Here is a 12451-nt window from a genome sequence, read left to right on the forward strand (position 1 = left end):
AGGGATCGAGCTAGGCCTCGAAGATCTCGCGCACGCGGCCGAGCTCCGCCGGCTCCACGAGCACGTCGAGCCTGTCGCCGGGCTCGAGGATCGTCTGGCCTCGAGGCACGACCGTCCCGCCCTCCCGGTGAACGGCGCGAATGAGCACGCCGGCAGGGAGGCCGAGCTCGGCGATACGCTTGCCGACGACGGCGGCCCCGGGCGCGAGCTCGAACGTGCGGGTCCTCGGCTCCGTGCCGGCGAGGGTGTGGGTCGCCGGATCGTAATGCGCCGCGAGCTCGTTCACCACGGTCTCCGGCGAGAGGGGCGTGCTCGTCGTGTAGCCGGCGCGAGCGAGCAAGTGCGTCGCCACGGGCATCGTCAGCGCAACGAATGCGATGATGACGATGGCCCGGGTCGTGACGGCCGGGTCGTAGAAATGAAGGGCGGAGGCCGAGATGATGCACGTCATCCCGAACACCGAGGCCTTCGATGTCACCTGGAGGCGCGTGAACAGGTCCGGCATGCGCAGGATGCCCACGGCCGCGAGCAGCATGAAGATGCATCCGACGATGAGGAGCGCGCCCTCGACGAACTCGAGAATCACGACGTCTCCCCCTGCCGCTCGAGGTAGTACGCGAACGCGATGGTGCCTAGGAAGAAGATGAGCGACAGCACCATGACCGCATCGAGGAGGACGCCGTGATCGGTCACCATCGCGTAAAGGGCGATGCCCCCGCTGCCGACCGTCGCCATGAGGTCCATGGCGACAACGCGGTCGGGGAGGCTCGGCCCGAGCAGGAGGCGGATGAACGCGACGACGAACGCCACCGTGACGACGGCGATCGCGACGAGCAGGAGCGGGGTCATCGGAAGAGCTCCTTCACGCGGCGCTCGAGGTCGCTCTTGATGGTCGCGCGCAGCGCGTCGGCGCTGTCCACGAACATCGCATGGACGAAGAGGACCGTGCGGTCGCCCGAGACGTCGAGGCCAAAGGTGCCTGGCGTCAGGGCGAGGAGGATCGTCAGCACGGTGATCTCGAGATCGGTCGTCAGATCCAGGGGGACCGCGACGATGCCGGGGCGGCTCTTTCGCCTGATCGAAATGACGTCGCGGGCGACCCTGAGGTTCGCCCGCACCATCTCTTTCGCAAAGAAGAGCATGAACGACAGCACCCCTGGCAGCTTCTCGAAATAGGTCGTGGGGCCGAGCAGGCGCCGGAGCCAGAGGAGCAAGAGGTACCCGAGGAGGAAGCCGAAGACGAGGCCCCCTGCGGTGGCGCGGCCGGTCAGGCCCACCCAGACGATCGCCAGGAACAGATTGAGGACGAGGGCTCTCATGGGCGACCCTCCCCCAGCACGGCGCGCACGTAGTCGGTCGGATCGGCGAGCTGCGCGGCGGCCCGCCGGACGACGGCGAGGAGCGGCTCGGGCGCCATTCCGAGCGTGACGCCCAGCGCGGTCAGGAGGACGACCGGCACGTACAGGAGCGCGCGGCGCCGCGCCCCGCTCTCGCGCGGCGCGAGGTCGGCCTCGGCGGGCGCGGGCTTCCAGAAGGCCTCATTCCATATCTTCGTCATCGAGATGAGGGTGACGAGGCCGACGGCGAGGCTCGTGGCGACGACGGCCGCGGCCCCCCGCGAGCCGACCTCGAGCCCCGACCGCACCAGGATGAGCTTGGCCCAGAACCCCGACAGGGGCGGTATGCCGGCGAGGGAGAGGGCCGTGACGAGGAAGCAGGCGGAGAGCCCGGGGCTCCGCGCGAGGAGCCCGCCCTGAAGGTCGAGGGAAGCGTCTTTCCCGCCGGATCGCATGATCCCGCTGATGAGAAAGAGGTTCGACTTGATGATGGCGTGGTGCAGGACGAAGAAGATCGCCCCCGAGAGGGACGACAGCGTGAACAGGCCGAGGCCCATGACCATGTAGCCGACCTGGCTCACGCTGTGAAACGCGAGGATGCGCCGGACCTCCCGGTGGGACACCGCGCCGAGCACGCCGACGGCCATGGTGAAGGCCGCGATCCCGAGGAGGAGCGCGTGCGTGGCCTCCCTGTCGCCCACGAAGAGAAGGGTGAAGCTGCGCACGAGGGCGTAGACACCCACCTTCGTCAAGAGCCCCGCGAACAGCGCGGTGACCGTCACGGGGGGCGTGTGATACGAGTCCGGCAGCCAGAAGAAGAGGGGGAAGACAGCGGCCTTGATGCCGAACGCGACGAGGAAGATCATCGCGAGGGTGAACCGGATCGGCGGCGCGAGGCTCGGCAGCTTGAGCGAGAGATCGGCCATGTTGAGGGCGTGCACGGATCCGTAGAGGATGCCGAGGCCGGTGAGGAACAGGGCGCTCGAGATCAGGTTCATCGCGACGTACTTGATCGCGCCCTGCATCTGCGGCCGCTCGTTGCCGAGCACCAGGAGGACGAAGGACGCGATCAGCGTCACCTCGAACCAGACGTACAGATTGAAGAGGTCGCCTGTGACGAAGACCCCGTTCGTCCCCATGAGGAGCACGTGCATGAGCGGGTAGAACCCGTGCGCCCGCCGTCCGCGGTCGATGTCCGACAGGGAGTAGATCGACGTGACGACCGCGATGACGCCCGAGAGCAGGACCATCAGCGCGGAGAAGAGGTCGGCCACGAAGGTGATGCCGTACGGCGCGGGCCAGCCCCCGAGCTGGGTCGATTGAATGCCTCCCCGGTGCACGGCGCGGAGCAAGGCGAACCCGACGGTGAGCTGAAGGACACTCCCGACGAGCCCGAGCGCGCGCTGCCTCCCCACGCGCCGGAAGGAGAGGAGCGAGAGGGACGCCGTGGCCAGGGGGACGAGGACGGGCAGGACGAGGAGCACCTTCATGGGCGGGTCGATTCGAGAGAGTCGATGTCGTCGCTGCCCATCGTCCGATGAACGCGATGCAGGAGGACGACGGCGAACGCGACGACCGCGAAGCTGATGACGATCGCCGTCAAGATCAGCGCCTGGGCCACGGGATCGGCCGGCGGCGCGTGGAAGGCCCCCTCGCCCTTGGGGATCAGCGGGGGACGGCCGCGGACGACGCCGGCCGCCGTGAGAATGAGGAGGTTCGTCCCGTGCCCGAGCAGCACGAGGCCGAAGGCGAGCTTCACGATGCTGCGCCGGAGCATGAGGAACAGCCCCGACGCATAGAGCCCGCCGACGACGATCGCGAGGAGGACCGTCATGAGCTCATCTCCGCCGCCATAAGGAGGATCATGAGCACCATGCCCATCACGGCGGCATACACGCCGACGTCGAACAGCACCGGCGTCCCCACCGCGACGTCGCCGAGCCCCGGCACGGGGACGGTCGCCCATACGCCTTGCAGGAAGGATCCGCCGGCCACGAGCCCGATGGCGCCCGAGAGCAGGCTCGTCGAGAGCCCGAGCCCCATGAGCGTCTGAGGCGCGACGCGGAGCAGCTTCCGCGTCGAGGGGACGTCGTGAGCGAGGATGTGGAGCGAGAACGCCGCTGCGATGATGAGCCCGCCGAGGAACCCGCCCCCGGGCTCGTTGTGACCGCGGAGGAGCGCGTAGATCGAGACGATGATGAGGAGCACCATCAGGACCGGCGTGGCGGCGCGCAGGATGACGGAGGGCATGGCTCAGGCCCCCTTCCGCGTGCGGGTCGCGAGCAGGGCATAGACCCCGATCCCGGCCACGCAGAGGACGGTGGACTCCCCCAGCGTGTCCATCGCCCGGAAATCCACGAGGATCACGTTGACGATGTCCCGGCCGTGGGCCTCCGGGTATCCCTTCGCCACGAAGAACTCGCGCAGGATCGGCTCCGGGGAGAGCGTCGACGACATGAGGATCAACAGGGTCACCGTGGCCCCGAAGATCACGGAGACGATCGCGTCCGGGATCCACACGCGCGCGGGGGATCGGGGCACGAAGCGCGGCAGGTGGTGCAGGACGAGGACGAAGATGACGACCGTCAGCACCTCGACCATGATCTGCGTCAGCGCGAGATCGAGCGCGCTGAAGATCACGTAGACGAGCATGACGCAGAGGCCGATCGCGCCGAGCGCGGCGACGACGGCGAGGCGCGATAGCGTGCGCGTCGCCATGGCCGCGGACGCGAGGATCACGCCCGCGAGCACGAGCTCCGGGAGCTCCACCGTGAGCGACGGGATGGTGAAAGGGAGGCTCCGGAGCAGAGGCGTCCCGACGAGCACGACCGTCGTCAGGGCCGTGATGAGCAGATAACGGCGCAAATGCCCCGTCTGGAGCCGCGCTGTCAGCCACTCCGCGAACCGGAGGAGCCCCGCGAAGGCAGCGTCGTACACGCGCGCGGGGCCCCAGGCCCCGAGGCGCGCGGCGGCGTCGAGGAGGCGCCCTTCGCGGCCGGAGAGAGCACGGAAGAGCCCGAGGCCGGCGAGGAGGGTCGCGACGCTGAGCCCGAGCACGGGGGTCAGGCCGTGCCACAGGTGCAATTCGAGCGGCGCGGGCCGGCCGAGGATCGCTGTCGCCGCCGCGCTCGGGAGGTCGCCGAGGAGCGCCGGCGCCACCCCGAGGACGAGGCTCGCCGCCGCGAGCGTGGCAGGCCCGAGCCACAAGGACAGCGGCGCTTCGTGGGGGAGCGCGGGCGCCGCCGGAGGACCCCCGAAGAAGGGGCGATGGCCGACGACCAGGCTCACCACGACCAGGAGGGCGCTCGACAGGACCGCGGCCCCGGCGAGGACCGCCGTCATCGAGGGCGGCCCGAGGACGGCCTCGTAGAAGAGCTCTTTCGCCAGGAAACCGAGGAGGGGCGGCGCCCCAGCGCTCGAGATCGCCGCCAGCACGGCCGCCGTCGCGGTGATCGGCATGAGCCGCGCGAGGCCCCGCAAGCGGGTGACGTCGCGGGTCCCGGTCTCGTGGTCCAGGGTCCCCGCGGTCATGAAGAGCGCGCCCTTGTACAGCGAATGCGCGACCAGATAGACCACGGCCGCGGAGACGGCCGCCCGGGTCCCGATGCCGAGGAGCATCGTGAGCAGGCCGAGCACGCTCACGGTCGAATAGGCGAGGATCCGCTTGAGGTCCTTCTGCGTGACCGCGAGCGCCGCGCCCGCCACCATCGTGGCGGCGCCGAAGCCCGTCACGACGAGGTACCATTGTCGCGTCGCGCCCAGCGTTGGATGCAGGCGCGCGAGCAGATAGACGCCGGCCTTCACCATCGTGGCCGAATGCAGGTAGGCGCTGACCGGCGTGGGCGCCTCCATCGCCCGAGGGAGCCAGAAATGAAAGGGCACCTGCGCTGACTTCGTGAAAGCCCCCGCGAGGACGAGGAGCAGGATCGGCAGGTAGAGGGGGGCTTCGCGGACGACGCCGCCCGAGAACCGCGAGATCTGCGTCTCTCCCGTGACCACGACGAGGAGGACGAGGCCCGCGAGCATGGCGAGCCCGCCGCCGCCCGTCACGAGGAGCGCCGTCAAGGCCGCTTTGCGCGCCTCCGGCCGCTCGTGGTCCCACCCGATGAGCAGATACGAGCTCACGCTCGTGAGCTCCCAGCACACGAAGAGGAGAATGACGTCGTCGGCGAGCACGAGGCCCGCCATGGATCCCGTGAACAGGAGCAGGTAGGCGTAAAACCGCCCGAGCCGCGGGTGCGAGCGCAGGTATTCGCTCGCGTACACGAAGATCAGCGCGCCGATGCCGCAGATGAGCCCGAGGAACACGAGCGAGAGCCCATCCAGCCTCACCGCGAGCTCCACGCCGAGCGACGGGATCCACGGCAGCGACGCGTGATGGGCCTCCCCCTCGGCGAAGGTTCTCGGGACGAGCTGCGCGGCGAACACGAGCACCGCGAGCGGGAGCGCCGCGAAGAGCCAGCCGGCCGGGCGCCCGAGCCCGCGGTAGAGGGCCGGCGCCAGCAGCGCTCCGACGAACACGCTCAGGACAGCCCACAGCATCGCGGCAGGTCCCCCTTCGATGCCGGCGAGGGGCCGAGGCGTTCGGGCCCATGGCCTGCCGAGCGGGCTCGACGCGCTGTTTGCCCTCGTTCCCGCGGCGCCGGCGAGCGCGATCGGGCGAGCGCGCCGTGCCGAGCTGCTCGCCTCGTCGCGGCCGCGCGCTCGATGGCGCTGCCGCGATGCGCGGCGGGCGCGGAGCATCGGATGCGGCATGGATGCGCAGCGCGCCAAGGCGAGGCCCGCCGCCTGCCGCCCGCTCGCGGCGCTGCTCCTCGCAGCGCCGCTCCTCCTGTCGAGCTGCGGCCGGGCGCCCGCCGCCCGCCGGGTGGAGCCGCGCGTGCGGGCCGTCCTGGAGGCGCACGGCGCGCCTGCGCTGCCGGCGCCGCCGCCCGCGGAATCGGTCCCGCTGCTGCTCGTCGCCGACGCCGCGCCGAGCGCGCCCGCGCCCGCGAAGCGCCCGCCGGGAGCGGCGCTGCCGGCGCGGGAAGCCGTCGTGTCGGCGGCCGTGCCGTTCGCGCCGGGCGCGCTGCGCGACGTCCGGTTCATCCGCCTGCGCGACGCGCGCGGCGCGGCGGTCCCGCTCCGCGCGAAGCCGCTCGCCGTCTGGCCCAGGGACCGCTCGATCCGCAGCGCGCTCCTCGTCTTCGGCGCCGCGCTCGCGCCCGGAGAACGAGCGATCTACACGCTGGATTTCGGCGCCCCTTCGCCATCATCACCTTCGCAGCGCGCCGACCGCCCAGCCCTCCCGGCCGCCCCGGCCCCCGGGCTCGCCCAGGTCCCGCAGCCCTTCCAGGTCCCTCCGGCGGCCGTGCTCGACGAGGCGCTCCTGCCGAACCCGGACGGGCCGATCGCGGCGGTGCTGCCGCCGTCGTGGTACGCGGCGAGCCTGGTGTCCGGGCCGCAGCTGCCGGCCATGGACGATCGCCGCTTCCCCGGGTTCGAGGCCCGCATCGAGGGCGCGCTCGCCCGCATGACGCCCGCCTACGACGCGTACGGCGTCACCTGCTCGGCCCCGTACCGCACGTACTACGACGGTCCGCACGCGCTCTACCAGCGCTTCCTCCGCAACGGCGACGCCGCGCGCTACCGGCGCGCGCGCGCCGAGGCCGTCTGGTACCGGCAGCACGAGCTCAGGTTCTCGCCCGATCGCCGCCTCGCGGTCCACGTCTGCGAGCGCGACGACTGGAGCCCGGCGGCGCCCCTCTCCTGGCCAGTCCTCCGGCGCATGCTCGGCCAGGGGATGGTCGACGACTACCTGCTCACCGGCGACCCGGCGGCCAGGGAGGCGGTCCTCGCCATGGGCGAGGCCCTCCGGCAGAACCAGGCCGCGCTCACGGGCGGAAGGGAAGACGTGCTGCGCGTGACCGAGCGCAACATGGCCTGGGTGATGATGACCCTGTCGAGCTACTACGCGCTCGACCCGCGGCCCGAGCTCCTGTCGACGCTGCGCGGGCTCGCGGACCGCACGGTCGCGTGGCAGCGGCAGGGCGCGTCGGGCGCGTTCGAGCACGACCTGACCCGCGCCGACCCGTCGGAGTGCGAGCGCGGCCCGCGCGGCGGCTCGCCGTTCATGACCGCGCTGCTCGTCGACGCGCTCATGGACTACCACGCGCTCACCGGCGACCCGCGCGTCCGCGAGGTGGTCGCGCGCGCGGCAGGCTGGCTCGCCGAGCGCGCCATCACCTCGGACGGGCGCGCGTTCCGGTACCTGTGGGGCTGCGAGACCGACGCGTACGACGACAGCGGGACCGCCGACCTCAACCTGCTGATCGTGCCCGTGTTCGGCGCCGCCTACGCGCTGACGCGCGAGCCGCGGTGGATCGAGGTGGGCGACGCGCTGGCCGACGTCGGCGTGAAGGAGATGCTGGTGAAGGAGCCCAAGCACTGGAACCAGGCGATGCGCGCGTTCGGGCGCTACCTGGGGTACCGGGCGGCGCTCGCCGGCGCGGCGAGCGGAGGGCAGCGATCTGCCGGTCGTTAATCGTCAATAATGGCCGTTCCTGCGCCCGGCCGCGCCGCCGTTGCGGGCGTTGTTGCCGTTGACGTGCAGGCCCGCAACGCCGTCGCCGGCCTGCCGGAGCGCATAGCCGATGCCGCTCTGGAGCGTCCCCTTGGTCACCACGGCGCCGAGATCGACGCCCAGATCGATGAGCGTCTGCGCCAGCTCGGCGCGGATGCCGGTGATCACCGTCTTCGACCCGAGCAGCCGCAGCGCCGTCGCCGTGCTCATCAGCGTGCTCGCGACCGCCGAGTCGAGCACCGTCACGCCGGTGACGTCGATGATGACGACCTTCGCCCGGTTCGTCTGGACGCCGTTCAGCGCCGCCTCGAGCGCCTGCTCCGCTCGCGCGGAGTCGATCGTCCCGATGAGCGGCATCACCATGATATGATCGGTGATCGGGATGAGCGGCGTCGAGAGCTCGGCGAGCCGGGCGCTCTGCGCGTCGATGACCTCCGCCTGCAGCGCGGCGCGCTCCTCCTCGGCCCGCGCGCGCTCCTCCTCGGCCCGGGCGCGCTCGACGAGCTCCCGCTGCAAACGCTCGTTCGTCTGGCGGAGCTCCTCCGTCTGGCGCGCCACCTCGGTCTCCAGGCGCTCGTTCGAGCGGCGGAGCTCGGACGTCATGTCCGCCAGGTGCCCGTACAGCAGGGCGTTCTTCACGGCCACCGCCGCCTGGGAGGCCAGGAGCCCGAGCGTCTCCAGCTGCGTCGCGAGCAGCGGCTCGGGCGCCGCGTCGCCCTCGATGTAGAGGACGCCGATCAGCTCGCCCTGGCACATCATGGCCAGGCAGAGGATCGACCTCGGCCCCTTCCCGGCGAGGTACCGCGCGTCCTCCGGGCGAGCGTCGCGGCTCGTGTCCCAGACGAAGACCGATTGACGGCTGCTCGCGACCTCCTCCACGAGCGACACCGCGAGATCGGCGCCCGGGCCCACCGGCGTCGAGAGCCCGAGCACCACCGTGTCCGGATCGCTCGTGATCGACGCCTCGATCACCAGCCCGGACTCGCGCGAGAGGACGAGGACGCACTTCCGCGCGCCGGCGTGCTCCAGCGTGAGCCGCATCAGCCGGTCGAGCACGTCGTCGAGGACGATCTCGCCCGAGACCGCCTGCGCCGCGCGGATGACCGTCGCCATCTGCGCCTGCGCCTGTGTGAGCCCCTCGAGCGCGCGCTCCAGCGCCACCGTGCGCTCTCCCACGCGCCTCTCCAGCTCCTGCGTGAGCCGCTGCAAGGCCGCCTCCGCCGCGATCCGCTCCTCCACCTGCGCGGCGAGGCGCATCGTCAGCTTCCTGAGCTTTGTGTGCACCCGGACGCGCGCGAGCAGCTCCTCGTCCAGGAATGGCTTGGCGAGGTAATCGACGGCGCCCAGGTTCAGGCCCTTCACCCGGTCCGCGGACAGGTCCGTGCTCGCCGTCATGAAGATGACGGGGATCGCGGCCGTGGCCGGGTCTCCCTTCAGCCGGCGGCACGTCTCGAACCCATCCATCCCATCCATCTTCACGTCGAGCAGGATGAGATCCGGCATCCCCTCCCTGGCGAGCCGGAGGGCGCGCGCGCCGTCCACCGCCACCGCGACCTCGAAGCCTGAGCCTGTCAGGGTATCGGACAAGAGACCGAGGTTCCTCGGGTTGTCGTCCACGATGAGTATCGTTCCGGCTTCACTGGCATCCATCGTTCTAGCCTCCAGGAAGCGCGCGCTCCCATTGCCACGATCAAGGCGCACGCCGTCCAAGCAACGTCAATCGCTCAGGTGCATCTTGATGAAATCTTCAACGGCTTCCATCTTGAAATCCTGCATCAGGCGGCGCAGGTGCCTGCAAAACGGCGCGAGCTTCGGATCGGCGCGATCGAGCCTGTCGAGGTGCTTCTGGAGCTGGTGGGAGAGCCCCCTGTGCGCGAGATCGAAGAGCAGCCGCAGATCCTCGGCGGCGGGGGCGGTCATCGGGAGATCTGCGCCGCCGGGGAGCGCGGGTGAGCTCGGGTCGCGGTGGGCGACGGCGGGGGCCTCGCCCATTGCGCCAGGATCGCCCTGCTGCTCGTAGATCCACGAGAGCCCGAGGTGCCGCTGGATCTTGTCGAAGAGCTCCTCCAGCTGCAGCGGCTTCGGGAGGAAATCGTCGGCGCCCGCGGCCAGGCTCTTGTCCTGATCGGAGAGGAAGACGCTCGCGGACGACGCGAAGATCTTCAATCCTGCTCGATCCGGCGCCTTCCGGAGCAGCTGGATCATCTCCCAGCCGTCGAGCTCCGGCATCGCGAGGTCCGTGATCACCAGGTCGAACTCGCGCTCCGACGCCGCCGCGAGGCCCTCCTTGCCGTCCGTGGCCTCGGACGTCTCGAACCCGACGGACTGCAGCATGTTCACGAGCACCGCGCGGTTCTCGGGCTGGTCGTCGACGACGAGCACCCGCCGCCGCCTGCCCTCGTAATCGACGACCGCCGAGGCGGGCCGGAGCGCCGTGGGCTGGGTTCGCCGGGGCGACTCGGCGAGTATCACGTCCATCCAGAACACGCTCCCCTTGCCGGGCTCGCTCCTCACCTCGATGGAGCTGCCGAGCAGCTTCATGATGCGCTGGCTGATCGCGAGCCCGAGCCCCGTCCCGTCGACGCGGCGCTTGCCGTCGCTGGCCTGCTTGAACGGGAGGAAGATCTGGTCGAGCTGATCCGGGCTGATGCCCGTCCCGGTGTCCTCGATCTCGAAGCGCACCCGGTGCGTCCTGCGCGGCGCGCTCTGGATCGCGGCGGAGTCCGGCGCGGAGCCGTGCGGCGGGCGCGGCCCGTCGCCCAGCCGCTTGATCGTGAAGGAGACGCTGCCCTTCTCGGTGAACTTCACGGCGTTGCCGAGCAGGTTGATCAGCACCTGCCGCAGCCGCCGCTCGTCGGCGACCACGTCGGCGGGGAGCTCGGGATCGGGCGTATACACGAGCGCGATGCCCTTCTCCTCGGCGCGGATGCGGCAGATCTCGGCCGTCGAGCGCAGGAACGAGGGGAGGTGGAAATCGTTCGCGTGGGCCTCCATCGCCTGCGCCTCGATCTTCGCCAGATCGAGGACGTCGTTGATCAGCGTGAGCAGGTGGGCGCCGGAGCGATGGATGACGTCGATCCCGCGCAGGTCCTGCTCGCTCAGCCCCCGCGAGCGCCGGAGGATCTGCGCGTAGCCGAGGATGCCGTTGAGCGGCGTCCTGAGCTCGTGGCTCATGTTGGCGAGGAAGTCGCTCTTCGCCTTGTTGGCGGCGTCCGCGGCGACCTTCGCCTCCTTCAGCTCGGCCGTGCGCTGCTCGACGCGGTGCTCGAGCTCCTCGAACGACCCCTGGATCTGGCGCGCCATCTGGTTGAACGACTCCGCCAGCGTGCCCATCTCGTCGTGGGATCGCACCTCGACCGCGGTGTCGAGCTTCCCGCTCGCCAGCTGCGACGCCGCCTGGGCGAGGCGGGTGATCGGCCTCGTCAGGACCTGCGCCATCAGGACGGCGACCGCCGTGACGATCGCGGCGATCAGCGAGGCGAGCAGCAGCGCGTCGCGCGTCGTCTTCTCCTCGATGGGCTCGAGGAACGCCGCCTCCGGCCGCACGAACGCCACGGTCCACGGCGGCTTCTTCATGCCGTCGAAGGCGCTCACGCGCGCGAGGGCCACCGCGCTCATGGGGGCGTCCCGCGCGGCCATGCGGGCCTGCAGGAAGCGGCTCGCCGTCGAGGTCGGGTCCTGCTCGCGCTCGAACCGGCGCAGCCCCTCGTCGAAGGCCTGCACGTCGGTCGACAGCTCCGCGGCCGGCCTGTCCGGCAGCCGCCGCTCCGCCTTGAGCCGGCCTTCGAGCTCCGGGGCGAGCGGCACCAGCGACTTGAACACGAGCTCCGGTGAGCGGCCGTGCGCCAGGCGGACGTGGTGCTCGTCGAGGAGGATCGCGAACGCGTCCGACGCCTCCAGCAGGCGCGTCTGCGAGAGGATGATCCGCTGGACGGCCGACAGGTTGTAGGTGCACCGGAGCACGCCGATCGTCTTCTTCTTGTTCAGCGCGTCGCGGACGGGGCTGCTGAAGACGAGCTGGGGCACCTCGCCGGCGAACACGACCGACGACGCGTACGGCAGGCCCGTCTCCATCGCGCGGACGAAGTAGTCCCTCCTCGATTCGTCCCTCTCCGCGGGCGTCTGCACCGTGTCGAGGACGTTGTGCCCGCGCTCGTCGAGCAGCGCATAGGAAAGGATGTTGATCGTGTCCTTCCGGATGAGGCCGTGCAGCGTCCTCGACGCGAACGCGTGCGCCTCATTCCCGCTCCTCCGGGCCTCGTCGTCGAGGCTCAGGTAGCTGGTCAACCCGGGCAGGCGGGCCTCGACGCGGACCGCGTCCAGGTTGCTCTCGATGAAGTCGTCGACGCTGGTCGCGGCCTGCGACGCGGCCGCGGCGAGCGCCTGGTTGGCGCTCTCGGTCAACACCATTTCGTTCGTCCGCTTGTTCAGGAGCGTGAGGATCGAGAGCGGCGCGAGCGCGACCGTCAAGAGCGCCACGATCAGCTTCATGCGGAGGGTGATGAGCGGGGCCTGCTGCTGCATTGCGCGACTCATGGCGTTCTTCGAACCT

10 protein-coding genes are annotated in these 12451 nt (G+C 70.8%); 1 reads left to right on the forward strand and 9 read right to left on the reverse strand.

The window, feature by feature from the left end:
* Nucleotides 1–10: 10 nt before the first annotated feature.
* Genes mnhG through WME97_RS10460 form a run of 7 tightly spaced genes read right to left on the reverse strand, consistent with a single transcriptional unit; the run spans nucleotide 11 to nucleotide 5879 of the window.
* Nucleotides 11–586, reverse strand: coding sequence for a monovalent cation/H(+) antiporter subunit G (gene mnhG / locus WME97_RS10430; RefSeq protein ID WP_437551643.1), 576 nt, complete (start codon nucleotides 584–586; stop codon nucleotides 11–13).
* On the reverse strand, nucleotides 583–849 hold the full coding sequence (locus tag WME97_RS10435) for a monovalent cation/H+ antiporter complex subunit F (protein WP_437551645.1): 267 nt from the start codon (nucleotides 847–849) through the stop codon (nucleotides 583–585). Before WME97_RS10435 ends, mnhG begins: the two co-directional genes overlap by 4 nt.
* Nucleotides 846–1319 carry a Na+/H+ antiporter subunit E gene (locus WME97_RS10440; RefSeq protein ID WP_437551647.1) on the reverse strand — a complete coding sequence of 158 codons (474 nt, stop codon included), beginning with the start codon at nucleotides 1317–1319 and terminating at the stop codon, nucleotides 846–848. Before WME97_RS10440 ends, WME97_RS10435 begins: the two co-directional genes overlap by 4 nt.
* Nucleotides 1316–2827, reverse strand: a complete 1512-nt coding sequence (locus WME97_RS10445) for a proton-conducting transporter transmembrane domain-containing protein (protein WP_437551649.1) — start codon at nucleotides 2825–2827, stop codon at nucleotides 1316–1318. Before WME97_RS10445 ends, WME97_RS10440 begins: the two co-directional genes overlap by 4 nt.
* On the reverse strand, nucleotides 2824–3171 hold the full coding sequence (locus tag WME97_RS10450; protein WP_272101619.1) for a Na+/H+ antiporter subunit C: 348 nt from the start codon (nucleotides 3169–3171) through the stop codon (nucleotides 2824–2826). Before WME97_RS10450 ends, WME97_RS10445 begins: the two co-directional genes overlap by 4 nt.
* Entirely contained in the window at nucleotides 3168–3587 is a 420-nt protein-coding gene (locus tag WME97_RS10455; protein ID WP_437551651.1) for a Na+/H+ antiporter subunit B, read from the reverse strand. The genes WME97_RS10450 and WME97_RS10455 overlap by 4 nt, the downstream gene beginning before the upstream one ends.
* Nucleotides 3588–3590: 3 nt before the next feature.
* Nucleotides 3591–5879, reverse strand: a complete 2289-nt coding sequence (locus WME97_RS10460; protein WP_437551653.1) for a putative monovalent cation/H+ antiporter subunit A — start codon at nucleotides 5877–5879, stop codon at nucleotides 3591–3593.
* A 211-nt stretch (nucleotides 5880–6090) separates the two neighbouring features.
* On the opposite strand from WME97_RS10460, the gene WME97_RS10465 reads away from it, so the two are divergent.
* Entirely contained in the window at nucleotides 6091–7860 is a 1770-nt protein-coding gene (locus tag WME97_RS10465; protein ID WP_437551655.1) for a hypothetical protein, read from the forward strand.
* A gap of 3 nt (nucleotides 7861–7863) precedes the next feature.
* Here WME97_RS10465 and WME97_RS10470 read toward each other — a convergent pair whose 3' ends face one another.
* Nucleotides 7864–9549: a response regulator gene (locus WME97_RS10470; protein ID WP_437551657.1), complete on the reverse strand. Its 1686-nt coding sequence runs from the start codon at nucleotides 9547–9549 to the stop codon at nucleotides 7864–7866.
* A gap of 66 nt (nucleotides 9550–9615) precedes the next feature.
* Nucleotides 9616–12435 carry an ATP-binding protein gene (locus tag WME97_RS10475; RefSeq protein ID WP_437551658.1) on the reverse strand — a complete coding sequence of 940 codons (2820 nt, stop codon included), beginning with the start codon at nucleotides 12433–12435 and terminating at the stop codon, nucleotides 9616–9618.
* Between the last annotated feature and the right edge of the window lie 16 nt (nucleotides 12436–12451).

This window comes from Sorangium sp. So ce367, assembly GCF_051520455.1.
GTDB classification, from domain to species: Bacteria; Myxococcota_A; Polyangia; order Polyangiales; family Polyangiaceae; genus Sorangium; species Sorangium cellulosum_B.

Bases quoted from the DNA above. Each gene is read 5' to 3' on its own strand.
- WME97_RS10435 (WP_437551645.1), bottom strand. From the start codon at position 849: ATGACCCCGCTCCTGCTCGTCGCGATCGCCGTCGTCACGGTGGCGTTC.
- WME97_RS10440 (WP_437551647.1), bottom strand. From the start codon at position 1,319: ATGAGAGCCCTCGTCCTCAATCTGTTCCTGGCGATCGTCTGGGTGGGC.
- WME97_RS10445 (WP_437551649.1), bottom strand. From the start codon at position 2,827: ATGAAGGTGCTCCTCGTCCTGCCCGTCCTCGTCCCCCTGGCCACGGCG.
- WME97_RS10450 (WP_272101619.1), bottom strand. From the start codon at position 3,171: ATGACGGTCCTCCTCGCGATCGTCGTCGGCGGGCTCTATGCGTCGGGG.
- WME97_RS10455 (WP_437551651.1), bottom strand. From the start codon at position 3,587: ATGCCCTCCGTCATCCTGCGCGCCGCCACGCCGGTCCTGATGGTGCTC.
- WME97_RS10460 (WP_437551653.1), bottom strand. From the start codon at position 5,879: ATGCTGTGGGCTGTCCTGAGCGTGTTCGTCGGAGCGCTGCTGGCGCCG.
- WME97_RS10465 (WP_437551655.1), top strand. From the start codon at position 6,091: ATGGATGCGCAGCGCGCCAAGGCGAGGCCCGCCGCCTGCCGCCCGCTC.
- WME97_RS10470 (WP_437551657.1), bottom strand. From the start codon at position 9,549: ATGGATGCCAGTGAAGCCGGAACGATACTCATCGTGGACGACAACCCG.
- WME97_RS10475 (WP_437551658.1), bottom strand. From the start codon at position 12,435: ATGAGTCGCGCAATGCAGCAGCAGGCCCCGCTCATCACCCTCCGCATG.